Source organism: Marinomonas sp. MED121 (assembly GCF_000153025.1).
GTDB lineage: Bacteria > Pseudomonadota > Gammaproteobacteria > Pseudomonadales > Marinomonadaceae > Marinomonas.
In genome coordinates this window covers 167,659-194,336 of record NZ_CH672430.1, presented here as the reverse complement: position 1 = coordinate 194,336, position 26,678 = coordinate 167,659, and the positions used below count along the sequence as shown (strand labels likewise).

Below are 26,678 nucleotides of genomic sequence, written 5' to 3'. Positions count from 1 at the left end.
CCGTGAAGGGCCTTTTCTTTAAGCAAATTAACAAGTTTCATTAATTTAGCTATGGTTTTGCTTAACGACGTGCAAAAACAGGTCTTGGATCTGCCACATCGCCTTGATAAGCAACTGAGAAAGGTTTGTGTAATAACAGGGCCTTTTCAATGTTTACAGACTCATTAAATTGGAATCCATTAAAGCCAACACGCAGTAGATAACCCAGTTGATCTGGAATGAAATTACCTAAAGCACGAATCTCACCTTGGTAGTTTAAGCGTTCACGCAACAGTCTTGCGTAGCTAAAACTACGGCCATCAGCAAAAGCTAAAAAGTGCAAGCCGATGACAGCAAGCTCAGATAAATCTTTCCCTACTAGAGGTTCAGTATTCTCTGTGCTATCAATCCAGATACCGGCAACACCCGAAGTATCGTGAGCATCATCTAACCAAAGAGTTAGCGGGATAATCGCTTTCGCTTTTTGATCACCAGCTAATGCTTCAATGGCTTGTTCTTGATCTTGGATCCAATTTAGATCGCAATCTATGATTGCGCCGTCTTTAATTATTTTTTGCATAAGCTGCCTCTTTGTATGGAGCGATGCCAATACGACGGTAGGTGTCGATGAATCTCTCTTCTTCTGTTCTGTTGTCGATATAAACGCTAACGATTTTTTCTATGATGCCGCCAACTTCTTCTTCAGAGAAAGAAGGCCCAATAATTTTACCTATGCTAGCGTCATGGCCAGAGGCACCACCAATAGATACTTGGTAGAATTCCTCACCTTTTTTATCAACACCTAAAATGCCTAGGTTACCCACGTGGTGATGTCCACAAGCATTCATACAACCAGAGATGTTCAAATCAAGGTCGCCAATGTCATATAGGTAATCAAGGTCTGCGAAACGCTCTTGGATCTGTTGTGCGATCGGGATAGATTTCGCATTGGCTAGGGCACAGAAATCACCGCCAGGGCAGCAAATCATATCTGTTAATAAGCCAAGTGTTGGCGTTGCAAAACCTGCTTCTTTAGCGGCTTCCCATAATTCAATCAATTGTCCTTGCTCTACATCAGCAAGCACTAGGTTTTGTTCGTGACTAACACGTAGCTCACCAAAACTGTACTTATCGGCAAAGTCAGCTGCTAGGTCCATTTGTTCGGATGTTGCATCACCTGGTGCTATCCCTGTTTTCTTCAAGGTTAGCGTGACAATACGGTAGCCGTCTTTCTTGTGAGAGAAAGTGTTACGCTCATACCAGCGAGCAAAGCCTGGGCTCTGGCTTAACTTTTCAGTTAGCTCACTTGGGTTGTTGTCTAGGGTTTTATAAGCTGGCTCTGTAAAAAAGCTTTGTAAGCGTTCAAACTCAACTTCAGGCACGGTATTCTCACGGCCTTTTAAGTATTCCCACTCAGCCTCTACACGAGCACGAATTTCATCAATACCCAATGCTTTAGTCAGTATTTTAATACGTGCTTTATATTTATTTAGACGGTTACCTTGCTGGTTATACACCCTAAGAATGGCTTCTAAATAAGACAAGATGTCTTTACGGGGCATAAATTCACAAATGGTGGTACCTATCATAGGTGTACGGCCAAGACCGCCACCCACAATCACTTTGAAACCTATCTCGCCAGCGTCATTTTTCTTAATGTGTAGGCCAATGTCATGGACTTGCGTTGCGGCACGGTCAGCAGACTCTGTTGCATTGACTGCAATCTTAAACTTACGTGGCAAGAAAGCGAATTCAGGGTGGAAAGTAGACCATTGACGAATCATTTCGCAATAAGGGCGAGGGTCAACAATCTCATCATCAATCACACCCGCATATTGGTCAGTCGTGGTGTTACGAATACAGTTACCACTGGTTTGTACTGCGTGCATTTGAACTTCAGCAAGTTCCGCTAAGATATCTGGTACTGACTCAAGGGTAGGCCAGTTTAGCTGAAGGTTCTGACGAGTACTAAAGTGACCGTAACCACGGTCGTAGCGGCGACTAATGTCAGCAAGTTTACGAATTTGCTTGCTTGAAAGCATGCCATAAGGAATCGCTATTCGAAGCATAGGCGCATGACGTTGAACGTAAAGGCCATTTTGTAAACGAAGCGGTAAAAATTCGGCTTCGGCTAGTTCGTTGTTTAAAAAACGTTGAGTTTGATCGCGGAATTGATTTACGCGCTCCTCAACTATTTGCTGATCTATTTCGTCATATTGATACATTTTGGAACAACCACTGAGTAGACAAATTATATTTGGGGCTACTTTATCAAAATTACTATATACAAAAAACGAATATTTATGCATATGGTTAGTGGTTTTACTGATAAGGCATATCAGTCGAAATTTTTATCTTTTAGGATTTTGCCTAAGGTGTAATAAATGCGACTTTTTTAATGAAATAATACCTTAGCTATCTACTTGGTCTTTCGTTGCCTTGGTGATTTAAGTTACCATTGGCTCATGATCTGCCTTACCGATTTTATGAAGGTTATTTATGAATATTACAATTACAGATAGTGCTCAAGAATATTTGGGCTCATTACTTGAAAAGCAAGATGTTGAAGGGATGGCAGTTCGCATCTTTATTCAGCAGCCAGGCACACCTTATGCAGAAACCTGCCTTGCTTATTGCCGTCCTGAAGAAATGGTTGAAACCGACGAAGTGTTGAATCTTCCAAAATTAAAAGTCCTGATAGAAAAAAACTCAGTGAACTTTTTAGATGAAGCCTTTGTTGATTATGCCAAAGAGAAGATGGGTGGCCAGCTAACAATCAAGGCGCCGAATGCAAAAATGCCTAAAGTGTCTGAAGATAGCCCATTGGAAGATCAAATCAATTATGTGCTTTATTCTGACATTAACCCAGGACTTGCATCCCATGGTGGTGAAGTGAGCCTAGTGGAAATTAAAGAGGGCAATATTGCTGTACTTCAATTTGGTGGTGGTTGCCAGGGTTGTAGTGCTGTTGATTTAACACTGAAAGAAGGGGTTGAAAAGACCTTGATCGAAAAAGTCCCTGCGTTAAAAGGTGTCCAAGACTCTACCGATCATACTGTGACTGATAATGCTTTCATGTAAGTTATGATTTGATATAAAAAAAGGAGGCATCAAGCCTCCTTTTTTCATTGCTAGGCGAATTAGCTGCGAGGACGCTTAGGCAGTGTCTCTCTTAATTGATCAGCCATTTCTAATAGGCTTTTCTCTGTGGTTTCCCAGTCAATACAAGCATCCGTTACAGATACGCCGTATTCAAGGTCTGCCAAGTTTTCGCTAATCTTCTGGTTGCCCCATCCAATGTTACTTTCAATCATCAGACCCATAATAGAGTTGTTACCCTCTAAAATTTGCTTAGTGGCATCTTTCGCTACTAACGGTTGGATCTCAGGTTTTTTGTTGGAGTTCTCGTGAGAGCAATCAATCATGATGTTGGCCGGAATTTTAGCCTTTTCCATTGCTTGCTCTGTTAGAGCGACATTCACTGAATCATAGTTTGGCTTGCCATTACCACCACGAAGAACCATGTGGCCATAACGATTACCTTTAGTGGTAATGACGCTGACTTGACCTTGCTCGTCTATACCCAAGAAAGAATGTGAGTGAGCAGTCGATTGAATGGCATTAACTGCAACAGTCATTGAGCCGTCTGTGCCGTTCTTAAAGCCAATCGGTCCAGATAGGCCGCTGGCCATTTCTCTGTGTGTTTGAGACTCAGTAGTACGTGCCCCGATCGCTGACCAACTAATAAGGTCTTGATAATATTGCGGTGAGATAGGGTCTAACGCTTCAGTGGCCAATGGTAGACCTAATTCAGAAAGATCTAACAGAAGTTTACGGGCAATGTGCATACCTTCTTCGATCGCAAAAGTGTCATTGCGATGAGGGTCGTTGATTAGGCCTTTCCAACCAACGGTTGTGCGTGGTTTCTCAAAATAAACTCGCATAACGATATATAGGGTATCACTGACCTTCTCTGACAAAGCTTTAAGTCTTTTGGCGTAATCTAAAGCCGCTTCTGGGTCGTGGATTGAACAAGGACCAATGACGATAGCAAGTCTATGATCCTTACCATCAAGAATGTTTTTAATATCATCACGGCCTTGAGTAACTGTAGCGCGAATTGCTTCGCTCACTGGCAGTTCTTGTTTCAGTGCTTGTGGGGTAACCAGTGGTTTAAAAGAAGATACATTTAAATCTTCAAGACGGGCGTCGCTCATTAATCTTATCCTGCATTATTCTGCTAGTTTGTTATGCGTTTTTAATTATGATTTTGCTCGGATGCTAGTCCAAGTCATTCTTATTGTACATATTGTTGCTCATAGTGCATTCAGAAAAATAAATATTTTAAGCCAAATGCCATTAATGCGCTGGCTAGTATGGGTTGCAGTACTTTATTGGGTACACGTGTTGCGACTTTAGTGCCGATGTAAATAGTCGGTATGGAGCCGATTAAAAGTGCAACCAGCAGTGAGTAGTCGACATTACCTAATGCAAGGTGGCCTAATCCTGCAACGAAAGTAAGGGGTACTGCATGAGCTAAATCAGTACCGACAATATTACGCGCCGTCATAGTAGGGAATAAAATCATCATTAACGCTGTGCCTAATGCACCTGCGCCAACAGAGGTTAAAGTCACCAGTGAACCTAAAATAATGCCACTTAAAAAAATATAAGTATGGCTTCTTTGTGGTTTTAGTCTTTGTGCATTATTTGGATTAACTATCTTCTTTTTAAAAATAATCACCAAGGCAGTTGCTACCAACATGACACCTAGGGTGCTCGTTAATATGGATTGGTAATTTTCTGGGGCATGAAATTTAGAGAGCCCCCATATGGTTAATAAAGAGGCGGGGATACTCCCTGCGGCCATGCTGCCCATGATTTTCCAATTTACATGGCCATGTTTAGCATGCATAACAACGCCAGTACTTTTTGCAATACCTGCGTACATAAGGTCTGTGCCTATGGCGATATTGGCAGGAAATCCAAACATTAATAATAGCGGCGTCATGAGGGAGCCACCGCCCACTCCTGTCATGCCAACGGCAAAGCCAACACCGACTCCCGCTAAGATATACCAAATAAATTCCATCGTTTTCCATCTATATGTGGTTTAAGCTGGCAACGTTAGTGCTTTTTCTCTATTCTATAAAGTAATATTTTCTTCTGTTTTTAATTCTTTTTCGAATAAGGGATCTTTCATGAAACTACAGCAGCTTAGATATATCTGGGAAGTGGCTCGTCATGATCTTAATGTTTCAGCGACAGCTCAGAGCTTATATACGTCTCAGCCTGGTGTGAGTAAGCAAATTCGACTTTTGGAAGACGAGTTAGGTGTTGAGGTGTTTGCCAGAAGCGGTAAGCATCTTACTCATGTGACCCCTGCGGGTGAAAAAATTATTGAATTGGCTGGTGAAATATTAAACCAAACCAAGAACATAAAAAAAGTGGCGAGTGAATTTAGTGATGATAGAAAAGGCTCATTAGATATCGCAACCACTCATACACAAGCTAGGTATGCCTTGCCTGGCATCATTCATCAGTTTATTGAAGGTTATCCTGAAGTGAGCCTGCATATGCATCAGGGAACACCCATGCAAATTGCAGAAATGGCCAATGATGGTGTTGTCGATTTTGCTATCGCCACGGAAGCCCTTGAGTTGTTTGGTAACCTGGTTATGTTGCCTTGTTACACATGGAACCGATCGGTTGTTGTGCCAAAGGATCATCCTCTTGCTAAAGAAGAAAAGTTAAGTCTGCAAACCTTATCTGAGTATCCTATTGTGACTTATGTTTTTGGTTTCACTGGACGCTCGCAACTGGATCAAGCTTTTCAAAGTGCTGAGTTAGAGCCTAATGTGGTATTTACTGCGGCCGATTCAGATGTGATAAAAACTTATGTAAGACTTGGGCTTGGGGTCGGTATTGTGGCTACCATGGCTTACGATGAAAAGTTAGATGAGGATTTGGTTGCACTTGATGCCTCTCATTTATTTGAGGATAGCTGTACTCGAATTGGTATTCGATCTAATGCCTTTATACGGGGTTATATGTATAAATTTATTCAGTCTTTTGCCCCTCATCTTACCCGTGAAAGAGTTGAAGCAGCAATGCAGGCAACAGGGCGACACGAAGTGGATGCTATTTTTGAAGGGATTGAGTTACCTAGGCTGTAACGCATTTATCTGCTTTAAAAGATAATAAAAAGGTGTGCAAATGCCCCCCTTTTTATTGGATTCAGGTAAGGCTATTTCTCATTTTGCTACTAAAAATTGTACCAAGACTATTAACGAAAATTAGTTTTTAATCGGCAGCTCACTAAGGCCTTTCCATCTGGCGTACATTAGGGCAATGATGAATAAAATAACAGAAAGCAGTGTCTCGCTCATGCCATAGGGCCAAGCGTGGATCTGAGTCCAGTTTAATACGCCAGCAACAAAATAGATGAGAGTCACAAAGCAAGTCCAGATGGCCCCACGATAACTACCAGATATTGCCCCTGGTAAAACCAATAATAGCGGTAGGGTAGCAACAGACAATACTAGCCAAGGGCTGCTTAATTCAATTTTTTGCAAGGCTAGATGCCATGTGGCAATCGTCAGAATTAAGGCGCAAAGATTTAATATCATTAACGGCTTAGTTTGTTTGCAAAGTGCTTGGAAAGCTTTGCGTTCAGATGAAGTGATGTGTTCTCTTTTTGCCATTGTTGGGCTTCTTAATTAATCAATTTAGGTGTCGTTTAAAAGGGTTTTGCATAGTTTGGCAAGGCGTTCACCTTGGTCTTGGCAAAGTTTGCTCTCTTCCTCGCTAAGGCTTGATGAGCCTGTGCTTGAGGCAAAATGGCTGGCACCATATGGTGTGCCGCCAGAATGTGTTTTGTGAAGTGCTGGGCTCTTGTAGCTTAAGCCATGCACTATCATGCCATGGTGAAATAATGGGGTCATCAGTGCTTGTAAACACATTTCTTGACCGCCATGCATGGTGCTTGCACTGGTAAATACGCTGGCAGGTTTATTTGCTAGCTGTCCTGACATCCATATCATAGACGTTTGATCTAAAAAGTATTTTAGAGGGCTAGCGATACCGCCAAAATAAGAAGGGCTGCCCAAGGCGAGACCACTGCAATTAGCTAGCTCGTCTAAACTGCAGTACGGGGCGCCATCGGCAGGAATAGGCTCTTGTGCTGCTTGCGTTATATCTGCAATGTCAGGAACCTGTCTTATCATCACATCCAGTGATGTTTGTTGCTTGGCACCGCGAGCAATGTGCTTTGCCATTTCTGCAACTGAGCCATGGCGACTGTAATATAAAACCAAAATGTAAGGCGTCATTATCTCTACTTTTAATCTAGTGGATCTGCTGGAAACCTAACGTTTTATTATTTAAACAGTGCTAGAACTTGCTCAGGTGGACGACCAATTTTAGCTTTTTCATTGTGAATCACAATCGGTCGCTCAATAAGTTTAGGGAATTGAGTCATTGCAGCTAAGCGCTCTTCATCTGTTACTGTATCTAAATGAAGGTTGTTTTCTTTATAGAGTGCTTCTTTAGTGCGCATTAGCTGAATCGGGCTCATGTCCAATTGCGCTAGTAGCGTTTTTAGCTCATCGACACTGGGTGTGTCGTCTAGGTATAAGCGAATTTGCGCTTCTATTTGGTTGCTCTCTAATAAAGCTAATGTTTCGCGAGACTTTGAGCAGCGAGGGTTGTGATAAATAATCGTCATTTTAATTCCTTATAACTTACTACCACGCTGGTTTAGACAGTTAAAAAATAATTAGCTTAGTGTCTAAATAAGCGTGGTGATAAATAAATTAAATGTTAGTTCAAGCGTGAAATAAGTGTCTTAACCAGTGAGTCAAGGCTTAAGTCGTCATTGTCGCCTGTGCGTCTGTGCTTGTATTCGATAGTGCCTTTTTCAAGGCCTTTGTCGCTAATCACAACGCGATGAGGAATACCTAATAGCTCAGCGTCGGCAAACTTAACACCAGGACTTGCTTTACGATCATCTAGCATGACATCAACGCCAGCGGCTTGCAGTTCTGCATAAATGCGATCTGCTTGTTCACGCACAGCTTCAGATTTTTCATACTTCATTGCCACAATAGACACTTGGAAAGGAGCGATAGCATCAGGCCACAATATGCCTTTGTCATCAAAGTTCTGCTCGATAGCAGCGGCAACAACGCGAGAAACACCAATACCGTAACAGCCCATCCACATAGTTTGTGCTTTGCCGTTTTCATCCAGAACATTAGCATTTAATGCGTCAGCATATTTTTGACCCAGTTGGAAAATATGACCGACTTCGATGCCACGTTTAATTTCAATCACGCCTTTGCCATCTGGAGAAGGGTCTCCTGCAACAACATTACGTATGTCAGCCACTTCAACTTCGCCAAAGTCACGCTCCCAGTTAACACCAGTAACATGGTAATCATCTTTGTTTGCACCAGCGCAGAAATCAGATAAGACAGCTGCAGAACGGTCAGCAATCACACGAATGCCTTTTTCTACTAGGCCTACAGGGCCAATAGAACCTGGTTGGCAACCAATTTGAGCTTGGATGTCAGCTTCTGAAGCAAATTCGAATGGCACTAGAGCGCCTTCGATTTTCTCTACCTTGATTTCATTAATATTGTGATCGCCACGTAATACTAAAGCGATGATGTTGCTTTCGCCTTCTGCAGTTTGACCTTTAATTAACATGGTTTTAACTGTCTTCTTAACGTCTAAAGATAAGAAGTCAGCCACTTGCTGAATGGTCTTGCAATTCGGTGTGAGAATCTCTTCCAAATCAAGTGTTGGGGCATCAGCAATCTGTTTGTCACTAATGGCTTCAGCAAGCTCAATGTTCGCAGCAAAGTCAGAGCTATCGCTAAAAGCAATATCGTCTTCACCTGATTCTGCCAGTACATGGAATTCATGTGAGAAAGCGCCACCAATACTGCCTGTATCTGCTCGAACAGGGCGATAGTTAAGTCCAACACGATCAAACACCTTGCAGTATGCCTCATGCATCACATCATAGGTTGTTTGTAGTGACTCAGGTGATGAGTGGAAAGAATAAGCATCTTTCATCATGAACTCACGTGAGCGCATCACGCCAAAGCGTGGTCTTACTTCATCACGGAATTTCGTTTGAATCTGAAACAGGTTTAATGGCAGTTGTTTATAGCTACTGATTTCGTTGCGGACCAAATCGGTCACGACTTCTTCATGGGTTGGGCCAAGGCAATAGTCTCGCTCGTGGCGATCTTTGATGCGCAAAAGTTCTGGACCGTATTCTTGCCAGCGACCAGATTCTTCCCATAATTCTTTGGGCTGTACACCCGGCATAATGATTTCAAGTGCGCCAGCTCTTTGCATCTCTTCACGGACAATGTTTTCAACCTTGCGGAAAACTTTTAAGCCCGTAGGAAGCCATGTATATAAGCCTTTTGATACTTGGCGAATCATGCCTGCTCGCATCATCAGTTTATGGCTAGTGACAACTGCATCAGTCGGTGGATTACGTAAAGTAGAAAATAAATAATTGCTTGCGCGCATTGTTTTGTCGTCTATTTAGTTAAAGTTAAATGCTATTGATTAAATCGAGCTTCTATTAGGCCGGGAACAGAAACGTCCATGGCAAAAATGCCGCCAGCTTGAGGGAAGTCCTTTAATTGCTCATCAGTGTGGGCACTACGGCAGGTTGAGATATAAAGTGTTTTCATATCTTTGCCACCAAATGCGACCATTGTAGGATAAATTGCCGGTACTGGGTACTCTTCAAGGATATTCCCTTGCGGGCTTATTTTAACGATGCGTTGGCCTTGATAAAGGGCTGACCAGTAATTTCCTTCACTATCGACAGCGGCGCCATCAGGTCTGCCATTGCCATGAGGGAAACGGATGAAATCTCTTTTGTTACTTGCTTGACCTGTTTCCATGTCGTAATCGAACTGATAAACCACATGGTTAGGGGTGTCAGAGTAGTACATGGTGTTTCCATCAGGGGAAAAAGCCAAACCGTTTGATGTCCATGCGGCTTGATCGAGCACCTTTTGGTCACCTTTAGAAAACTGATGTAATGCGCCTTTGAAAGCGTCTTTAGGTGAGTACATTGTTCCCGCTAAGAAGCGACCTTTATAGTCACAGCGTCCATCGTTAAACCGTGTGCTTTTTTGATCGTAATCTGCTAACCAATAGGGTTTTAACTCAGCGTTAAAGCTTGAAAATGTATATACCCCAGAGCGAAACGCGGCGATAAAACCACCCTCATTAGTCAGTGAGAAGCAGCCGATTTCTTCATCGAATTTTCTGACATTATGTTGATTTGATTTGAAGTCGAAAGCGTGTAATTCGAATGAGTCGATATCTACAAAGTATAGACATTCATTGATCTCATCCCAGCGAGGGCATTCGGCTAGTTTTGATTTTGCATCGATAGCGCAGCGTATATTTGTCATCTTAGGCTCTTGCTTCTGGGTGGATTTTCAATGGGGTGCTATAGTGCTTATGTATAAACGTATTGTAAATAGGAAGTCGTATGTTTGAGTTAGATGAAAGGCTAAAAAATGATTCAATTAAGGTTGGAGATCTGCCTTTATGTGAATTACGTTTAATAAATGATGCTAACTATACTTGGTTTGTATTAGTGCCTAAGCGTGTTGCTATAACTGAAATTTATCAATTAGAAGAAGCGGATAGGCAAATGTTAATGAGTGAAAGTTGTTTGTTGGCTGAAGCCCTGCATGACACCTTCTCTCCCGATAAGCTAAATATTGCCGCTATCGGCAATAAAGTGCATCAATTGCACTTACATCATGTGGTTCGATTTGAGGCCGATAAGGCTTGGCCAGAGCCTGTATGGGGTAAGTTTCCAGCCCTTGCTTATAAAAAGTCAGAGTTGGCCAATATTTTGCAAAAGATTCGAATGTTATTAGCAGATGATCTTATTGTTACTGAAGACATTGATGGCCAGTTATATTTTTGAATCTAGTTGCCAGTGAGCACAGGGCAGAATTTTATGAGCATACGAAGAAGAAAGAAAGCCATATCTAAAGTTGTAAAACTCTTGAATCTAGCTACTTCTAGTAATCCGAGTGAAGCACAAATGGCTTTAAGACATGCCGAGACAATTGTGCGTCAAAACTCGGTAAGCCGTTCTGAGGTTCCTTTATCTGCATTGTGTGATCCTGCCACTTTAAATAAAGTCAATTGGGGAGCTAAATCCTCAAGCCAACCTAGTTATACGCCTAAATATGCTCGCACCTCTGCTGCAGCGCAAAGTCAGTTTAAAGAGCAGCCAGTTGATAAAAATCATTCTTATGCGGGTGCCCGCACCATCCTCGATGAGGAATATGTGACGGAAGCTGACTTTGACCCTATTAAGGCAGCTGCGCAATCAAACTTAGAGCGTGAGGAAGAAGAAAAGCGTAAGCAGGCTCTTAAGGCGAAAGCGAAAAAAGAAAAAGAAGCAGCTAAGCGTCAAGAGGAAGAGGAAAAAGAGAAGGCGAAGCAGGCACTTCAAGCCGCGAGAGAAAAAGCTGAACAAGATAGATTGAAAGCCGCTGCTGAGCAACAGGCTGAAAGAGAAAGGTTGGAGCTGGAGCGTTATGCGGCTCAAGCACAAATAAAAATGCAACAAGAGCAGGCTAAACAAGATGAAGAAACGTCATCTGAAGATTTAGCCGTCTTGGGTGAGACTCTAAAGCAAGATGATGAGACTGTGTCTCAAGTGGCTGAAATAGAGCAAGCGCAAACGTTAAATAATACTGAATCAAATCAAACACAAAACAGGGAAGAAAAGGAGCAAGCTCAAGTGGATGTTGCGATGGATAATACTTATCAAGGCGCACCGACGAGTGCAGATAACGTGATTAATGCCGCAAATGCATTTCGACCTGAAGGTTTTGTGTTTAGTGAAAAATTAAGAGAGCAATATGCGGCCAGTGATCCAAGTGTGCCGTTTGAAGATGATGAATATTGGCAAAAAATTCAAGAGCAGCTAGCGGCTTTTGATGAAGCGAAAGTTCAGGGCTCGATTGAGACGATTGAAAATCAGCTTTTGTTATCTAAAGAATCTTTGGCAGAAAAGCGTCAATTGCGATTAGATGCAGAGCAGGAAGAGCTTTCTGAACGAGCGGAAAGAGCCCGAATTGAATTGAGTTTTGAAGAAGCAATAGAAAGGGCTTTCCAAGCACGAGCGAAGGCTTATGAGGCTTGGGAAAAGCAAAGGTCAGAAATTCGAGTGGAATGTTTACGATCTGAGCAAGAGGCTCAACATGGCTTTGAAGAGCTCACGCAAGACCTTGAAAAAGTTAAATCTGATTATAAGTTGCACCTTAAGCAGAAAGAAGATTTTCATGCGGCAAAAATCATGCATGAACTACGTTGTCATTTAGCGCTTGCGGTGTCAGTAACGGGTGAGGGTAAGGACTCATTCGATAAAGTGGTAAATATCATGTCTGAAGCGGGTTTAACGCTAAAAGATTTAGAGTTTTCTGATATTAAAAATAAGAGTTTATTTATTCGCCTACTGGAAAGAGAGACAGCTTCAATTGAAGATGTGGTGGCAAGAGAAAGCCATACAGAAGAAATGCTATCTAAATTCTTGTCTTCAACTCTGACTAAACGTGAGAAAGTAAAAACTGAAAACCCTTTACAGCTTATTGAAAAGCTTTTAGCCGCGGCGAGTTTAGGGTCTCAGTTTGAAGCGCAAAAAAGCATTGAGCAGGCTTTTCACTTAATGGAAGTAAACGGCATTAGTGTAAGGGATATTGATTTAACTAAGATCACCAAGTATTCCGTTTTTGTACGTTTGTTAAATTGGGAAGCAGAAAAAATTTCGTCTTTAACTGAGAGAGAAAAATTTACAGCTTCTATCTTGGAAGAATATGTCACTTCTTCAATACAGGGTGATGTGGTAAGTCGTGATAAGGTTGGAAAGAATAAGGCCTAATCATCAGCTATAAACTAAACCCATAAAAAAGCCCGAACTGTGTTCGGGCTTTTTTATGGCTTTTTATAAGAGTTAATCTTGTCTATATTCGCTTATTGTTGTGACAGCATGTGGTCTACAAAAGCTTTTGCTTTTTCTTGATTTTGCGCTTCAAGGCGAGAGCCGTATTGACCTACGATTAAAGAGGCGCAATAACAGGCAATGGTAGCGGCTACGTCAAAGCTCGCTTTTTGTAGTAAGGCATGGATAAAGCTGCCAGCAAACATGTCGCCAGCGCCTATGGTGTCCAATTGATTGATTGTTGGTACTGGGGTTTTAAATAGTGTCTTCCCATCCCAGCTTAATGAGCCTTTCGAACCGCAAGTCACAACAAATTGTTTGATGTTGGTTTGCAGCCACTTGATAGCATTATCTAGGTTATCTGCTTGGGTAAGTTCCATTGCCTCATCTTCATTCATGAAAAGCAAGTTAAGGCCTTCTTTGATTAGCGCTAAAAAGTCATCCCTGAAATACTTAACAAGCATTGGATCGCTCATAGAGAGTGCGCAAATATTGCCATTGTCGCTACAGTGTTTGGCGATTAAATGTAATGCTTCTTTGCCGCAATCTGAGCTAATTAGGTAACCCTCAAGAAAGCAAATTTTAGCGTTTTTTGCTACGTCTAAATTGACTTGGATAGGGCCCACTTGACCACCAATACCTAAAAAAGTATTCATGGTTCTGTCTGCGTCGGGTGTGATCATGGCGAGGCAGGTGCCTGTGTCGCCTTTAGGGAGGGGAGTGCTATCTAGGTTTGATTGTATGCTTTGATGGACTAAATCGCGATGGAAGAAGCGCCCCATCTCATCATCAGCAACTTGGCAAGAATAGAAGCATTTACTGCCAAAGTTTGCGGTTGCTATGGTGGAGTTTGCAAGAGAGCCACCGCAGGATTTGTGTTCAATCTTTTGTCTTAACTGATCAAGTAATTCATTTTGCCTTGCTGCTTCTACAAGGGTCATACAACCTTTTACAACATTGTTTTCACTTAAAAATTGGTCTGTAACGCGAGTTTCTACGTCTACTAGTGCGTTGCCAATGCCATATAGGTCGAAATGATTCATTTACTTAAAGAGCCTAAGTTTTTACAAAGGTTGCGGATTATAGAGTCAGTTATCCTAGGAAACAAATGATAAAACACAAAAAGTTTGAAAAGCTTGGGAATCGGCTACAAAGTATCCATTTTTCCAAGTGATAAAGGTTATTTGGCATTAGCTAGGTGAATAAATGGCATTAGCGCTTTTCATAAAGCTGTGCTTCTTTTAACATTCCGGCTTCGACAAAAATGGTACTCGGTAGGAGAGGCTCATGAGTGTTATTCGCGAACAAGATTTGATTACAAGTGTTGCTGACGCATTACAATTTATTTCTTATTACCACCCAATTGACTTTGTGGACGCTGTTCATGAAGCCTATAAGCGTGAAGAAAGTCAGGCAGCAAAAGATTCAATGGCGCAAATCTTGATCAACTCAAGAATGTGTGCAGAGGGCAAACGTCCCCTATGCCAAGATACAGGTATAGTGACCGTCTTCTTAAAAATTGGCATGAATGTTCAGTGGGAATCTGAAATGAGTGTTCATGACATGGTTAATGAAGGTGTGCGTCGTGCTTATACTCACCCTGATAATGTTCTACGTGCATCCATTCTTGCTGACCCTGCAGGGGCGCGTAAAAATACGAAAGACAACACACCCGCTGTTATTCATATGGAAGTTGTGCCAGGTGACACTGTGGAGGTGCATGTGGCAGCAAAAGGGGGTGGTTCTGAGAATAAATCAAAACTCGCTATGTTAAATCCGTCAGACAGTATTGTTGACTGGGTTAAAAAGACGGTTCCTACTATGGGTGCTGGTTGGTGTCCGCCAGGTATGCTGGGTATAGGCATTGGTGGTACGGCTGAAAAAGCAATGTTGATGGCGAAAGAGTCATTGATGGAACCAATCGATATTCATGAGCTTATGGATAGAGGTCCACAGAACCGTTCTGAAGAACTTCGTCTAGAAATTTTCAAGGCAGTAAATGATCTGGGTATAGGGGCGCAAGGACTAGGTGGTCTTACCACAGTACTTGATGTGAAAATTTACGATTGCCCAACTCATGCAGCCTCTTTACCTGTTGCTATGATTCCTAACTGTGCTGCGACACGTCACGCTCATTTCGTACTTGATGGTTCTGGTCCTGCGGATCTTGAGCCGCCAAAACTTGAAGACTGGCCTGAAATCGTTTGGGAAGTCGGTGAAAGTGTTCGCCGCGTTAAGCTTGAAGATGTTACGCCTGAATCTGTGAAAGAGTGGCAACCAGGTGAAACCGTATTGTTAAGCGGTAAGATGCTAACCGGTCGTGATGCAGCCCATAAGAAAATGGTTGAAATGATCCATAATGGGGAAGAGCTACCGGTTGACCTTACAGGTCGTTTTATTTACTACGTTGGACCCGTTGATCCAGTACGTGACGAAGCGGTTGGCCCTGCTGGTCCTACTACTTCTACTCGTATGGATAAGTTTACTCATACTATGCTTGCTGATACAGGTTTGTTAGGCATGATAGGTAAAGCTGAGCGTGGACCTGTTGCGATTGAAGCAATCAAAGAATTTGGTGCTGTCTATCTTATGGCTGTGGGTGGCGCTGCTTACTTGGTATCAAAAGCGATTCAAAAAGCAGAAGTTGTTGCCTTCCCTGAATTAGGTATGGAAGCGATTTATGAATTTGAAGTCGTTGATATGCCAGTCACGGTTGCAGTTGATACTAAAGGTACTTCGGTACACATTACAGGTCCTGCAGAATGGAAAGCAAAAATTGAAGCTCAGGCATTAGAAATTAAATAGCCGAAGCTTAGAATAACTGCTTGTTTTAAAAGGCGTAGTCGCTTAATCGTGACTACGCCTTTTTCGTTTATAGAGGGAATAAAATGTTTTTTAAGAGAAAATATTAGAAAAAGGCTAAAAGGGCTTGATTATAGCATTTTCTCCTGTATAGTAGCGGCCTCTGTCAGCAAGCTCTTGTTGGCATCTCCTAACAGTAGGACGCTCTTTAAGAATTTAATCAGATAATTTGTGTGGGCACTCGCTAGAGACTTCAGCAAGTTATTCGAGTTGTTACTTTTTAAGTGATGTTCGAATGACTACAAAAAATTGAAGTCTTACGAGAGTCGATACTAAAACACTTTATGTTTGATTTATTAGTTTGGATCGAGTTTTAAAGTCAGCAGTAAAGATTTGAGTGAGCAATGATTTTAAACTGAAGAGTTTGATCATGGCTCAGATTGAACGCTGGCGGTAGGCTTAACACATGCAAGTCGAGCGGAAACGATGTAGCTTGCTACAGGCGTCGAGCGGCGGACGGGTGAGTAACGCGTAGGAATCTGCCTAGTAGTGGGGGACAACCTGTGGAAACGCAGGCTAATACCGCATAAGCCCTGAGGGGGAAAGGAGGGGATCTTCGGACCTTTCGCTATTAGATGAGCCTGCGTGAGATTAGCTAGTTGGTGAGGTAAAGGCTCACCAAGGCGACGATCTCTAGCTGGTCTGAGAGGATGATCAGCCACACTGGGACTGAGACACGGCCCAGACTCCTACGGGAGGCAGCAGTGGGGAATATTGGACAATGGGCGCAAGCCTGATCCAGCCATACCGCGTGTGTGAAGAAGGCCCTAGGGTTGTAAAGCACTTTCAGAAGGGAGGAAAGGGTGTTGCTTAATACGTAATATCTGTGACGTTACCTTCAGAAGAAGCACCGGCTAACTCTGTGCCAGCAGCCGCGGTAATACAGAGGGTGCAAGCGTTAATCGGAATTACTGGGCGTAAAGCGCGCGTAGGTGGTTTGTTAAGTCGGATGTGAAAGCCCAGGGCTCAACCTTGGAATTGCACCCGATACTGGCAGGCTAGAGTACGATAGAGGAGTGTGGAATTTCCTGTGTAGCGGTGAAATGCGTAGATATAGGAAGGAACATCAGTGGCGAAGGCGACACTCTGGATTGATACTGACACTGAGGTGCGAAAGCGTGGGGAGCAAACAGGATTAGATACCCTGGTAGTCCACGCCGTAAACGATGTCTACTAGCCGTTGGGTTGTAATGACTTAGTGGCGAAGCTAACGCGATAAGTAGACCGCCTGGGGAGTACGGCCGCAAGGTTAAAACTCAAATGAATTGACGGGGGCCCGCACAAGCGGTGGAGCATGTGGTTTAATTCGAAGCAACGCGAAGAACCTTACCTACTCTTGACATCCATAGAATTTAGCAGAGATGCTTAAGTGCCTTCGGGAGCTATGAGACAGGTGCTGCATGGCTGTCGTCAGCTCGTGTTGTGAAATGTTGGGTTAAGTCCCGTAACGAGCGCAACCCTTGTCCTTATTTGCCAGCGAGTAATGTCGGGAACTTTAAGGAGACTGCCGGTGACAAACCGGAGGAAGGTGGGGACGACGTCAAGTCATCATGGCCCTTACGAGTAGGGCTACACACGTGCTACAATGGCGCATACAGAGGGCTGCGAACTTGCGAGAGTAAGCGAATCCCATAAAGTGCGTCGTAGTCCGGATTGGAGTCTGCAACTCGACTCCATGAAGTCGGAATCGCTAGTAATCGTGAATCAGAATGTCACGGTGAATACGTTCCCGGGCCTTGTACACACCGCCCGTCACACCATGGGAGTTGATTGCTCCAGAAGTAGCTAGCTTAACCCTTCGGGGAGGGCGGTTACCACGGAGTGGTCAATGACTGGGGTGAAGTCGTAACAAGGTAGCCCTAGGGGAACCTGGGGCTGGATCACCTCCTTAAACGATATGAAGCTCTGGTGAGTGTTCACACAAATTATCTGTAAAAATTCTTACAAAAAGGTCGCTTATAGCGGCCTTTTTGCATTTCTATCCCTATGAATTTATAGAATACTCCGACTTAAAATCTCTGAGATTTATGAGGAGAATTTACTCTCTGAATGAATTGGTTTGCTTGATTTTCTTTCCTTTTACTTCCACTCTGACATTAACTTAAATAGCTTAAAGGAATGGTTTGATGAATATTTGGAAAGTTTTTAAAGCTGTTTTTTCTGCCTTTATTGGTGTTCAAAGTGAAAAAAATCGACTAGAGGATTTTCAGGCTAATAGCCCTATTCCCTTCATATTGGTGGGTATTTTAATGGTACTCATTTTCATTTTTTCTCTCGTATATCTCGTTAACTTCATGGTTTATTTAATGTAATTATTTCGAAAACATACTGGCAAGCTTGAAATTGCTTTCTATACTCTGATTATCGCTCAAGGTTAAAGCAGGGTATTGGGGCTTTGTTTCTTGGGTTCTCTACGTATAAAAAAAACACAAGTAGGGGTAAAAAGATGAAGGAGAGATCTTGTTCGTCAGCTGTTTTGATAATCTTAGCTGCCTTGTGGTCTGTTTCTGCTCAAGCTGATTGGGCTTTGAATATGACCGAAGGGGTAACCGAGGTTAGCCGTTCAATTTATTCGTTACACATGCAAATCTTTTGGATTTGTGTCGTTATTGCGATAGCTGTGTTTAGCGTTATGTTCTGGTCGATCATCCACCACCGTAAATCGGTAGGTGCTAAAGCAGAGCAATTTCATGAAAATACCACGGTTGAATTAATCTGGACCATAGTGCCTGTGTTGATTCTTGTTGCTATGGCTGTGCCAGCCACCACTACCTTAATTGAAATGTATGATACATCTGATTCAGATGTTGATATTCAAGTCACTGGGTATCAATGGAAATGGCAATATCAATATTTGGGTGAAGACCTGTCTTTCTTTAGTAACCTTTCTACCAATCCTGATGAAATTAATAACAAAGTCGAGAAGAACAAGAATTATCTGCTTGAGGTAGATGAGCCACTTGTTGTGCCGATTGGTAAAAAAATCCGCTTCCTAGTAACGTCAAATGATGTGATTCATTCATGGTGGGTGCCGGCATTTGCTGTTAAGCGTGATGCTATCCCAGGTTTTATTAATGAATCATGGACACGTATTGATGAGGTGGGGACCTATCGCGGTCAATGTGCTGAGCTTTGTGGTAAAGATCACGGTTTTATGCCAATTGTGGTGCAAGCGGTAACAGATGAAGACTACGCACTTTGGTTAACAGAGAAAAAAGCCAGCATAGCTGCAGAAGTGGCCGCGGCTGCGAGAGTTTGGAGTTTGGAAGAGCTCATGGTGAGAGGTGAGCAGGTTTATCAGAAAAACTGTGCGGCCTGTCACCAAGTGGGTGGCCAAGGTATTTCGCCTATGTTCCCAGCATTAAAAGCCAGTGCGATAGCGACCCAAGCTGAACAAAGGGATGCACATATCAAGATTGTGTTAGAGGGACGGGCAGGCACAGCGATGCAAGCTTATGGCGCGCAATTAAGTGCTGTCGAATTGGCTGCGGTTATTACCTATGAGCGAAATGCTTGGGGTAATGACACGGGTGACATCATCACGCCGCAATCCATCCAATCAATGCTGAAGAGTAAATAGGGGAATTATATGACGTCTGCTGTAGATCATCATCATGGTCCCGCCACTGGGATGACTCGTTGGTTATTTACGACTAACCATAAAGATATAGGCTCTATGTATTTGATCTTTAGTCTGCTGATGTTCTTTATTGGCGGTTCTATGGCATTGATTATTCGAATGGAGCTTGTGGAGCCAGGTTTACAAGTGGTTCAGCCAGAGTTTTTCAACCAGATGACAACCATGCATGGTTTGATTATGGTGTTTGGTGCCGTTATGCCAGCGTTTGTTGGTTTAGCAAACTGGATGGTGCCACTCATGATAGGTGCGCCAGATATGGCCTTACCTAGGTTGAATAACTTTAGCTTTTGGTTGCTGCCTTTTGCATTCTTTATGCTGCTTTCAACCCTGGTTATGGACGGAGGCGCACCTGACTTTGGTTGGACCTTCTATGCGCCCTTATCCACGACTTATGCACCTCCGAGTGTCACCTTTTTTATCTTTGCCATTCACTTAGCGGGTGTCTCCTCCATTTTGGGGGCGATTAATGTGATTGTTACCATCATGAATATGCGTGCGCCCAGCATGTCTTACATGAAGATGCCATTGTTTGTTTGGACATGGTTAATCACTGCATTCTTATTGGTTGCTGTTATGCCAGTACTTGCAGGTACGGTTACCATGATGCTAACGGATATTCATTTTGGCACTAGCTTCTTTGATGCAGGCGGCGGTGGTGATCCGGTCTTGTTCCAGCACTTGTTCTGGTTCTTCGGACACCCGGAAGTTTACATTATGATATTGCCTGCATTTGGTATTATTTCGCAAATCGTCCCAACATTTAGTCGCAAGCCATTATTCGGCTATGCCTCTATGGTGTATGCAACGTCTTCGATTGCTCTTTTATCCTTCACCGTTTGGGCGCACCACATGTTCACGGTAGGGATTCCGCTCGTTGGTGAACTCTTCTTTATGTATGCCACCATGCTGATCTCTGTGCCCACTGGGGTGAAGGTGTTTAACTGGGTGGCGACCATGTTTAGAGGGTCAATGACCTTTGAGACACCCATGTTGTTTGCCATCGCCTTTATTGTCTTGTTTACGATAGGTGGTTTTTCTGGATTGATGTTGGCGATTTCACCTGCTGACTTCCAATACCACGATACCTACTTTGTTGTTGCTCATTTTCATTATGTGCTCGTGCCAGGTGCTGTTTTCTCTATTATGGCAGCCGCTTATTACTGGATGCCGAAATGGACAGGTAACATGTATGACGAGTATTTAGGTAAGTGTCATTTCTGGTGCTCATTTGTTGGCTTGAATCTCACCTTCTTCCCAATGCATTTTGTGGGTCTTGCAGGTATGCCAAGACGTATTCCTGATTACTCGATCCAGTTTGCCGATTTTAATTTGGTATCGAGTTTAGGGGGCTTCTTGTTTGGTTTCTCACAATTGATTTTTGTATTGGTCGTAGTTAAATGTGTGAAAGGTGGTAAAAAAGCAGAAGCCGTTGTTTGGGAAGGAGCAGAAGGGTTGGAATGGCAAGTGCCTTCACCTGCGCCTTATCATACTTTTGAAACGCCACCAGAAGTGAAATAAATATGAAGAGTAACCGTAAGCTTATATTGCAGTTGTGTGGAGCAACACTTGGCATGTTCTTATTTGGATTTGCCCTTGTTCCTCTCTATGACGTGTTTTGTGATATTACAGGCCTTAATGGCAAGCTGGAGTTGGTTGCTAAGAAAAGCACAGGTGTGATCGATACGTCTAGGGCAATTAAAGTGCAATTCATTGCCAATACGAATGAGAGTATGCCTTGGGATTTTGTTGCCAAAGACGTTGAGATGACAGTTCATCCGGGTGAAAACGCAAGGGCTGATTTCTTTGTTCAGAACCTGACGAATGAGCAAATGGTGGGGCAAGCTATAGTGAGTGTTAGCCCTTCCATAGGCGCGAAGTACTTTCATAAAACCCAATGTTTTTGCTTTGATCGACAGGTGTTAAACGCAAAGCAAGCACAAGATGTGAGTGTCTTGTTTAGCCTTGATACGGACTTACCCGAGAGTGTGAAAAAGATTACCTTGTCTTATACTTTTTTTGATATTACGGATTTACAGCCAGTCGCGGCAAATTAACAAAATTAAAAGCGTTACAGTGGGAGAAAAATAATGAAAAACTCACACGAACATTACTATGTACCTAGCCAAAGTGCTTGGCCCATAGTGGCAACCTTTGCTCTGTTCTTTTTGGCATTTGGAGGCGGTATTTTAATTAATTATGGCTCTCCTTTGCTGTTAACGGCAGGGGTGGGGCTGATGGCTTATATCTTTTATGGCTGGTTTAGTAAGGTCATAGAAGAAAGTCATGATGGTTTGTATAGTGTGCAAATGGACAATAGTTTCAGGCTAGGTATGGCTTGGTTTATCTTTTCTGAGGTGATGTTCTTTGCGGCTTTCTTTGGTGCGCTTTTCTACGTCAGAACGCTAGCAATGCCATGGTTAAATGGTGAAGGTGATCACGCCATGACCCATGAGCTACTTTGGCCCAACTTCATTGGTGAGTGGCCATTGCTGAATACGCCGGCGACATCTTCCAGTGTTCCATCTGGTCTACCTGACCCTTTCCACCTTCCGCTTATTAATACCATTTTGTTGGTGATTTCTAGTGTCACTTTAACCATTGCTCACCATGCACTAAAAGAGAATGATAGGGAGAAAACCATTCGTTGGATGGCAATTACCTTAGTGTTAGGTGTGGCTTTCTTAATCGTGCAGGGGATTGAGTATTATGAAGCGTATGCGCATTTAGGGTTAACGCTAGAGTCCGGCATTTATGGTTCAACCTTCTTCATGCTTACCGGCTTTCATGGCGTGCATGTCACCTTAGGTAGCATTATTTTGCTTGTTATATTAATGAGGTTACTAAAAGGTCATTTTTCAGCAGATAAACATTTTGGTTTTGAGGCATCTGCTTGGTACTGGCATTTTGTTGATGTGGTTTGGCTTGGTTTATTTATCTTTGTCTATATTGTTTAGTTGTTCTTGAGTGACTTGCCAGGGGGCCTTATTACCAAGTTCACCGGTATAAAGGCCAAAGGTAACAAGACAAAGTAACAATAAAGTCAGTGAGACCCTAAAAGATAAAGATATAAATAGATGCTTAGTGTTTTGTTTGTTAAATAGAAAAAATAATCCAGTAAAAAGGCTCGCTAAAATACCGAAAAAAACGACTAAGATTAATGATATAAGCATACATCTCTTCCTTAAGGGTTTTAAGTTGTACCAAGAGGACATGTTATTAAGATGCCACAATTAATGGGTTTGCAACAGGCAATTTTTAGACAAGGTCGAGGCAAGCTGCTTATCTTTATTTGCTTGGTAGCTGTGTTTTTTAGTCTCACGCTCTCGTTAGGTTTTTGGCAGCTGGATAGGGCTGAACAAAAGGAGGCCTATTTAGCGCGTAATCAGGCAGATGAGATCATGCCAATGTCCAACTGGCAGAATGCAAAAGATGGGCAATTAATCCAGCTTGAAGGTCATTATTTATCCCAATATCAGTTTTTGATAGATAACAAAACTTATCAAGGTAAGTTCGGTTATGACGTAATAGTGCCCTTTTTAACTAATTTTGGTTTTGATGATGTTCTCTTTTGGGTGAACTTAGGTTGGGTTGAAGCTTCGGTTGATAGGAGTAAGCTGAATAAAATAGATTTACCTAATGCAGAAGTAGAGTTGGATGCAAGGGTGTATCTACCTGTTAAAAAAGGTTTTCGGTTAAGTGATGATCAATATCAAACCCAAGGTTGGCCTAGCCGAGTTCAGTACTTTGATGCTGACTTCTTTCAGCAATCATTTGAATTAGATCAGGCAGAAAAGCATTTAGTAATATCTAGATTCGAGGTGAGATTAGAGGCTCATCAAGAAGGTGTTCAGGCTAGGCGTTGGTTGCCTAGTAATGTAATGCCACCGGAAAAACATCTTGCTTATGCATTCCAATGGTTCGCATTAGCGTTTTCTCTAATTGTTCTCGCTGTTGTTTTCTTAGTGCGTCATGTTAAGGAGAGTATGAATAATGAGATCTAAACTGTATTCCAGAACAATTGTATTAATCATGTTTGCCATGACAGGCTTGCCTTTGTCCTTTGCTTGGGCAATGGTATTTACTGATTGGCGACCCAGTGAAATAACGGCAAAGGGAGAGTTTCTTTCTGAGCCGATTGCTTGGGACAGTATTTCATCTAGCCCTTTGGCGGGAGAGGAGGGAACATGGCGGCTGCTTGTGGTCGAGGAGGCATGTCAGGCAAAATGCTTAGAGCGCCTAGAATCCTATCGACGAATGCATGTGGCCTTAGGTAGAAAGTCAGATGGCCTTTCACGAGTGCTTTTGACACAAGAACAGATAGATAATCAGGATAAATTCTTATATCTAGATAGTTTTTCTAGTCTTGATGCGGATAGCATTAGCAACTTGAAACACAAAGCCTGGTTAGTAGACCCAAAAGGCTGGTTAGTTATGTCATTCAAAGCAGAGCAGGATGCCGCAGAGTTACATAAAGATATTTTGAAGTTACTTAAAAATAACTTTCAAGGCTAAATAAATAGATCATTAAAGGTTCCTAAAGCATCACCAGATTGATTCCTTGTTACAAGTGAGCGCAATATGATTGAAGCGAAAATGCCGAGTCCAAAACAAGAGACAGCTTTTATGGAACAACAAAGCGTCTCTTCTTTCTTCAATATCCGACTAATCTCTCTAGTCGGCGTGTTTCTTATTTTCATCGTGGTTGGCTTAGGGGCCTACACAAGGTTGTCTCATTCAGGTTTAGGGTGTCCAGATTGGCCGGGTTGTTATGGCTTTTTAACCTCTCCTGATTCAAAAACAGAAGTCGCATTAGCAAATGCACGTTTTCCTGAAAATGCCGTAGAAAGTGATAAAGGCTGGATCGAAATGATTCACCGCTACGTAGCAGGTATCGCTTTGCTATTAACCTTAGCTATTTTTGTGTCTGCCTTGCGGGCAAAAATGAAGGGGAATCAAGGTACCTACTTTAAGCATATAAGCCTGATTCTTTGTGTGATAGTGATGCAAGCCGCATTTGGAATGTGGACTGTCACGCTCAAGTTATGGCCGCAAGTTGTAACGGCGCATCTCTTGGGTGGCTTTACCACCTTAAGTTTGTATTACCTTTTATGGCTCAGGTCAAAATCGAATGCTTCGCAAGTGATCAAGGCAAGGATCTCCCTCAAAGCAAAAGTAGCAGTCTCCTTTGTATTTATGCTCACCATAGTGCAGATCTTCCTAGGTGGCTGGATGGCATCTAACTATGCTGCCTTTGCTTGTCCTGACTTGCCCTTGTGTCAAGGGGAGCTTTGGCCAAATGCGGATTATGCTCAAGGCTTTAATTTATTTCAAAGTATCGGCCCAACTTATTTGGGCGGGTTATTAGAGGGTGAGGCGAGAGTGGCAATTCATTTGGTGCATAGAGTAGGTGCTTTGATACTTATGCTTGCGATTTTGGCTGTTGGCTTCTATATATTTAATAAGAATAAGCAGTTAGCTTGTCGATTAGTTGTCGTTTTAATGCTTCAAGTGGGTTTGGGAATAGCCAATGTTTGGTTTCATATCCCAGTTCAAATTGCTGTATTACATAATCTTGTAGCGGCTTTGCTCTTACTTCATATGCTCGAAGTACTTTATGTCTTAATGCAGGCAAAAGAAGAGGTAGATGAATATGCTTACTAATGTCCGAATTGATCAAGCACGTCTTTCTTGGCGTGATTATTACAATCTATGTAAAGCAAGGGTCGTTGCTGTTCTTCTTTTAACTGCGGTTGTGGGAATGTTTCTCGCCACGCCAGAAGTGCCTAATCTTATTTTAGTGGTGACGGCAACAATTGGTATTGGTCTATGTGCAAGTTCAGCAGCTGCTTTTAATCATGTATTGGATCGACGTTTTGATGCCATTATGTATCGTACTCGCAATCGTCCCCTGCCAAGTGGCAAGGTCGGGACTCAGCAGGCGGTATTATTTGCCATCATAATTGGTGCCTTAGGCTTTAGTATACTTTACTTATTAGTGAACCCATTAAGCGCCTACTTAACGCTTGCTTCCCTCATTGGCTATGCACTTATTTATACTGCCTTTTTAAAGCGAGCAACACCGCAGAATATAACCATTGGAGGGCTGGCAGGTGCTATGCCGCCATTATTAGGTTGGGTTTCAATAACAGGAACTTTAGAGCCAAATAGTTTATTGCTGGTACTGATTATTTTTGCTTGGACGCCGCCTCATTTTTGGGCGCTAGCAATTCATAAGCGAGAAGACTATGCCAAAGCGGGTATTCCCATGTTGCCGGTCACTCATGGTGTGGCATTTACCCGATTACAAATTTTGCTCTATACCTGTTTATTAATGATTACCACGGCTTTGCCCTTTGTCACAGCAATGAGTGGTTTGATATATTTATTTGGGGTTGTTTTGTTGAATATGCGCTTTATGTATTTTGCATTGCAGCTGTTTGGAAATGACGAATCAGTACCTCTTAGGATGTTCTGGTACTCCATTCGTTACATTATGTGGTTATTTGCTTGGCTCTTATTAGATCATTATTTGATTTTTTAGCATGAAATAATCAGTGGGTGTTATTTGAACTGGAGGTGTTTATGTATATACAGCATTTTGTTGGATTAATTCATCATCCCAAAGAGGAATGGGAAGAAATCGTAGAAGAAAAGTATTCCATAGTTCAGTGTTATCTAAGGTACATTATGTGGCTAGCTGCCATACCTGCTGTGTCTGTTTATATAGGCACAACACAAGTCGGTTGGAGTCTAGGTGGTCGCGGGGATACAGTGCTTTTAACTGAAGCGAGTGCGTTACCTATCGCTATCTCATTCTATTTTGTTTTACTGGGCGCCGTGGGTGCGATGGCCTATGCCATGTATTGGATGGAGCACACTTATGGGGTTGATGCGAGTTTAGAGCGTTGCTTCATGTTAACCACATTTACAGCAACCCCTATGATGTTAGCGGGTCTTGCTGGGCTTTATCCGGTTATGTGGTTTGATGTTATGGTGGGCTTAGCAGCCATTACCTACACGCTTAAATTGCTCATTACGGGAGTGCCCATACTGGGGCATATTTCAGAAGAGCGTGGCTTTATGTTTTCCATGTCGGTAGTGACAGTGGGGTTGTGTGTTTTAGTGGCAGTACTGGCAATCACGGTGATCTTATGGTCTTCCATTACGCCGCCTGTCTTTATCAGGTAAAAG

25 protein-coding genes and 1 rRNA gene are annotated in these 26,678 nt (G+C 42.6%); 16 read left to right on the top strand and 10 right to left on the bottom strand.

The genetic code is table 11. The features are described 5' to 3' along the window. Window positions 1-61: 61 nt before the first annotated feature. Together MED121_RS08875 and MED121_RS08870 are read right to left on the bottom strand one after the other, a co-directional pair. Entirely contained in the window at window positions 62-559 is a 498-nt protein-coding gene (locus MED121_RS08875) for a DUF934 domain-containing protein (RefSeq protein ID WP_009833329.1), read from the bottom strand. Further along, on the bottom strand, window positions 543-2,204 hold the full coding sequence (locus MED121_RS08870) for a nitrite/sulfite reductase (protein WP_009833328.1): 1,662 nt from the start codon (window positions 2,202-2,204) through the stop codon (window positions 543-545). The genes MED121_RS08875 and MED121_RS08870 overlap by 17 nt, the downstream gene beginning before the upstream one ends. A gap of 274 nt (window positions 2,205-2,478) precedes the next feature. On the opposite strand from MED121_RS08870, the gene nfuA reads away from it, so the two are divergent. After that, window positions 2,479-3,060, top strand: a complete 582-nt coding sequence (gene nfuA / locus MED121_RS08865) for a Fe-S biogenesis protein NfuA (protein WP_009833327.1) — start codon at window positions 2,479-2,481, stop codon at window positions 3,058-3,060. Between the two features lie 59 nt (window positions 3,061-3,119). On the opposite strand, the gene MED121_RS08860 is transcribed toward nfuA, so the two are convergent. Next, window positions 3,120-4,196, bottom strand: a complete 1,077-nt coding sequence (locus MED121_RS08860; RefSeq protein ID WP_009833326.1) for a 3-deoxy-7-phosphoheptulonate synthase — start codon at window positions 4,194-4,196, stop codon at window positions 3,120-3,122. A 110-nt stretch (window positions 4,197-4,306) separates the two neighbouring features. Then, window positions 4,307-5,071 carry a sulfite exporter TauE/SafE family protein gene (locus MED121_RS08855; protein ID WP_009833325.1) on the bottom strand — a complete coding sequence of 255 codons (765 nt, stop codon included), beginning with the start codon at window positions 5,069-5,071 and terminating at the stop codon, window positions 4,307-4,309. 109 nt (window positions 5,072-5,180) lie between these two features. Between MED121_RS08855 and cysB the strand changes: the two genes are divergently transcribed. Next, window positions 5,181-6,155, top strand: a complete 975-nt coding sequence (cysB, locus tag MED121_RS08850; protein ID WP_009833324.1) for an HTH-type transcriptional regulator CysB — start codon at window positions 5,181-5,183, stop codon at window positions 6,153-6,155. 120 nt (window positions 6,156-6,275) lie between these two features. Here the strand turns inward: cysB and MED121_RS08845 are convergent, their stop codons facing one another. The 5 genes from MED121_RS08845 to MED121_RS08825 form a co-directional block, all read right to left on the bottom strand. Beyond that, window positions 6,276-6,683: a DUF2069 domain-containing protein gene (locus MED121_RS08845; RefSeq protein ID WP_009833323.1), complete on the bottom strand. Its 408-nt coding sequence runs from the start codon at window positions 6,681-6,683 to the stop codon at window positions 6,276-6,278. Between the two features lie 24 nt (window positions 6,684-6,707). After that, a complete protein-coding gene (wrbA, locus tag MED121_RS08840; RefSeq protein ID WP_009833322.1) occupies window positions 6,708-7,310 on the bottom strand; it encodes an NAD(P)H:quinone oxidoreductase in 603 nt (200 codons plus the stop codon). A 47-nt stretch (window positions 7,311-7,357) separates the two neighbouring features. Further along, the gene (gene arsC / locus MED121_RS08835; protein ID WP_009833321.1) at window positions 7,358-7,705 is read right to left on the bottom strand and encodes an arsenate reductase (glutaredoxin); all 348 of its coding nucleotides are present in this window, start codon (window positions 7,703-7,705) and stop codon (window positions 7,358-7,360) included. Window positions 7,706-7,800: 95 nt separating this feature from the next. Beyond that, window positions 7,801-9,528, bottom strand: a complete 1,728-nt coding sequence (locus tag MED121_RS08830) for a proline--tRNA ligase (RefSeq protein WP_009833320.1) — start codon at window positions 9,526-9,528, stop codon at window positions 7,801-7,803. 32 nt (window positions 9,529-9,560) lie between these two features. After that, window positions 9,561-10,430 (bottom strand): SMP-30/gluconolactonase/LRE family protein, encoded by an 870-nt coding sequence (locus MED121_RS08825; protein ID WP_009833319.1) that lies wholly within the window; start codon window positions 10,428-10,430, stop codon window positions 9,561-9,563. An 80-nt stretch (window positions 10,431-10,510) separates the two neighbouring features. Between MED121_RS08825 and MED121_RS08820 the strand changes: the two genes are divergently transcribed. Both MED121_RS08820 and MED121_RS23670 read left to right on the top strand, forming a co-directional pair. Then, window positions 10,511-10,957 (top strand): HIT family protein, encoded by a 447-nt coding sequence (locus tag MED121_RS08820; protein ID WP_009833318.1) that lies wholly within the window; start codon window positions 10,511-10,513, stop codon window positions 10,955-10,957. A 33-nt stretch (window positions 10,958-10,990) separates the two neighbouring features. Further along, complete coding sequence (locus MED121_RS23670; RefSeq protein ID WP_050764558.1) at window positions 10,991-12,925, top strand: DUF2786 domain-containing protein; 1,935 nt, start codon at window positions 10,991-10,993, stop codon at window positions 12,923-12,925. Window positions 12,926-13,017: 92 nt separating this feature from the next. Here the strand turns inward: MED121_RS23670 and MED121_RS08810 are convergent, their stop codons facing one another. Next, window positions 13,018-14,028: an adenosine kinase gene (locus MED121_RS08810; RefSeq protein WP_009833316.1), complete on the bottom strand. Its 1,011-nt coding sequence runs from the start codon at window positions 14,026-14,028 to the stop codon at window positions 13,018-13,020. A gap of 244 nt (window positions 14,029-14,272) precedes the next feature. Between MED121_RS08810 and MED121_RS08805 the strand changes: the two genes are divergently transcribed. From MED121_RS08805 to MED121_RS08745, 12 genes are all read left to right on the top strand, one after another. Further along, on the top strand, window positions 14,273-15,790 hold the full coding sequence (locus MED121_RS08805) for a fumarate hydratase (protein ID WP_009833315.1): 1,518 nt from the start codon (window positions 14,273-14,275) through the stop codon (window positions 15,788-15,790). Between the two features lie 409 nt (window positions 15,791-16,199). Further along, window positions 16,200-17,738, top strand: a 16S ribosomal RNA gene (locus tag MED121_RS08800). Window positions 17,739-17,973: 235 nt separating this feature from the next. Further along, window positions 17,974-18,159: a DUF2970 domain-containing protein gene (locus tag MED121_RS08795; RefSeq protein ID WP_009833314.1), complete on the top strand. Its 186-nt coding sequence runs from the start codon at window positions 17,974-17,976 to the stop codon at window positions 18,157-18,159. A gap of 134 nt (window positions 18,160-18,293) precedes the next feature. Beyond that, window positions 18,294-19,427: a cytochrome c oxidase subunit II gene (gene coxB, locus MED121_RS08790; protein WP_009833313.1), complete on the top strand. Its 1,134-nt coding sequence runs from the start codon at window positions 18,294-18,296 to the stop codon at window positions 19,425-19,427. Between the two features lie 9 nt (window positions 19,428-19,436). After that, window positions 19,437-21,005 (top strand): cytochrome c oxidase subunit I, encoded by a 1,569-nt coding sequence (ctaD, locus tag MED121_RS08785; RefSeq protein ID WP_009833312.1) that lies wholly within the window; start codon window positions 19,437-19,439, stop codon window positions 21,003-21,005. Window positions 21,006-21,007: 2 nt separating this feature from the next. Next, window positions 21,008-21,541 (top strand): cytochrome c oxidase assembly protein, encoded by a 534-nt coding sequence (locus MED121_RS08780; RefSeq protein ID WP_009833311.1) that lies wholly within the window; start codon window positions 21,008-21,010, stop codon window positions 21,539-21,541. 33 nt (window positions 21,542-21,574) lie between these two features. Beyond that, window positions 21,575-22,441, top strand: coding sequence for a cytochrome c oxidase subunit 3 (locus MED121_RS08775; protein WP_009833310.1), 867 nt, complete (start codon window positions 21,575-21,577; stop codon window positions 22,439-22,441). A 267-nt stretch (window positions 22,442-22,708) separates the two neighbouring features. After that, window positions 22,709-23,488, top strand: coding sequence for an SURF1 family protein (locus MED121_RS08765; RefSeq protein WP_009833309.1), 780 nt, complete (start codon window positions 22,709-22,711; stop codon window positions 23,486-23,488). Then, a complete protein-coding gene (locus MED121_RS08760; protein WP_036179812.1) occupies window positions 23,478-23,999 on the top strand; it encodes a hypothetical protein in 522 nt (173 codons plus the stop codon). Before MED121_RS08765 ends, MED121_RS08760 begins: the two co-directional genes overlap by 11 nt. Window positions 24,000-24,065: 66 nt before the next feature. Beyond that, window positions 24,066-25,148, top strand: coding sequence for a COX15/CtaA family protein (locus MED121_RS08755; RefSeq protein ID WP_009833307.1), 1,083 nt, complete (start codon window positions 24,066-24,068; stop codon window positions 25,146-25,148). Next, window positions 25,138-26,028: a heme o synthase gene (cyoE, locus tag MED121_RS08750; protein ID WP_207382797.1), complete on the top strand. Its 891-nt coding sequence runs from the start codon at window positions 25,138-25,140 to the stop codon at window positions 26,026-26,028. The genes MED121_RS08755 and cyoE overlap by 11 nt, the downstream gene beginning before the upstream one ends. Before the next feature lie 41 nt (window positions 26,029-26,069). Then, entirely contained in the window at window positions 26,070-26,675 is a 606-nt protein-coding gene (locus tag MED121_RS08745; RefSeq protein WP_036179810.1) for a Yip1 family protein, read from the top strand. The last annotated feature ends 3 nt before the right edge of the window (window positions 26,676-26,678 follow it).

Coding starts and splice junctions, on each gene's coding strand:
- arsC (WP_009833321.1), bottom strand. CDS start 7,705: ATGACGATTATTTATCACAACCCTCGCTGCTCAAAGTCTCGCGAAACA.
- MED121_RS08875 (WP_009833329.1), bottom strand. CDS start 559: ATGCAAAAAATAATTAAAGACGGCGCAATCATAGATTGCGATCTAAAT.
- MED121_RS08805 (WP_009833315.1), top strand. CDS start 14,273: ATGAGTGTTATTCGCGAACAAGATTTGATTACAAGTGTTGCTGACGCA.
- MED121_RS08795 (WP_009833314.1), top strand. CDS start 17,974: ATGAATATTTGGAAAGTTTTTAAAGCTGTTTTTTCTGCCTTTATTGGT.
- MED121_RS08860 (WP_009833326.1), bottom strand. CDS start 4,196: ATGAGCGACGCCCGTCTTGAAGATTTAAATGTATCTTCTTTTAAACCA.
- MED121_RS08855 (WP_009833325.1), bottom strand. CDS start 5,071: ATGGAATTTATTTGGTATATCTTAGCGGGAGTCGGTGTTGGCTTTGCC.
- MED121_RS23670 (WP_050764558.1), top strand. CDS start 10,991: ATGAGCATACGAAGAAGAAAGAAAGCCATATCTAAAGTTGTAAAACTC.
- MED121_RS08775 (WP_009833310.1), top strand. CDS start 21,575: ATGAAAAACTCACACGAACATTACTATGTACCTAGCCAAAGTGCTTGG.
- MED121_RS08780 (WP_009833311.1), top strand. CDS start 21,008: ATGAAGAGTAACCGTAAGCTTATATTGCAGTTGTGTGGAGCAACACTT.
- nfuA (WP_009833327.1), top strand. CDS start 2,479: ATGAATATTACAATTACAGATAGTGCTCAAGAATATTTGGGCTCATTA.
- cyoE (WP_207382797.1), top strand. CDS start 25,138: ATGCTTACTAATGTCCGAATTGATCAAGCACGTCTTTCTTGGCGTGAT.
- MED121_RS08825 (WP_009833319.1), bottom strand. CDS start 10,430: ATGACAAATATACGCTGCGCTATCGATGCAAAATCAAAACTAGCCGAA.
- MED121_RS08830 (WP_009833320.1), bottom strand. CDS start 9,528: ATGCGCGCAAGCAATTATTTATTTTCTACTTTACGTAATCCACCGACT.
- coxB (WP_009833313.1), top strand. CDS start 18,294: ATGAAGGAGAGATCTTGTTCGTCAGCTGTTTTGATAATCTTAGCTGCC.
- MED121_RS08755 (WP_009833307.1), top strand. CDS start 24,066: ATGATTGAAGCGAAAATGCCGAGTCCAAAACAAGAGACAGCTTTTATG.
- ctaD (WP_009833312.1), top strand. CDS start 19,437: ATGACGTCTGCTGTAGATCATCATCATGGTCCCGCCACTGGGATGACT.
- MED121_RS08845 (WP_009833323.1), bottom strand. CDS start 6,683: ATGGCAAAAAGAGAACACATCACTTCATCTGAACGCAAAGCTTTCCAA.
- MED121_RS08820 (WP_009833318.1), top strand. CDS start 10,511: ATGTTTGAGTTAGATGAAAGGCTAAAAAATGATTCAATTAAGGTTGGA.
- MED121_RS08760 (WP_036179812.1), top strand. CDS start 23,478: ATGAGATCTAAACTGTATTCCAGAACAATTGTATTAATCATGTTTGCC.
- wrbA (WP_009833322.1), bottom strand. CDS start 7,310: ATGACGCCTTACATTTTGGTTTTATATTACAGTCGCCATGGCTCAGTT.
- MED121_RS08765 (WP_009833309.1), top strand. CDS start 22,709: ATGCCACAATTAATGGGTTTGCAACAGGCAATTTTTAGACAAGGTCGA.
- cysB (WP_009833324.1), top strand. CDS start 5,181: ATGAAACTACAGCAGCTTAGATATATCTGGGAAGTGGCTCGTCATGAT.
- MED121_RS08745 (WP_036179810.1), top strand. CDS start 26,070: ATGTATATACAGCATTTTGTTGGATTAATTCATCATCCCAAAGAGGAA.
- MED121_RS08870 (WP_009833328.1), bottom strand. CDS start 2,204: ATGTATCAATATGACGAAATAGATCAGCAAATAGTTGAGGAGCGCGTA.
- MED121_RS08810 (WP_009833316.1), bottom strand. CDS start 14,028: ATGAATCATTTCGACCTATATGGCATTGGCAACGCACTAGTAGACGTA.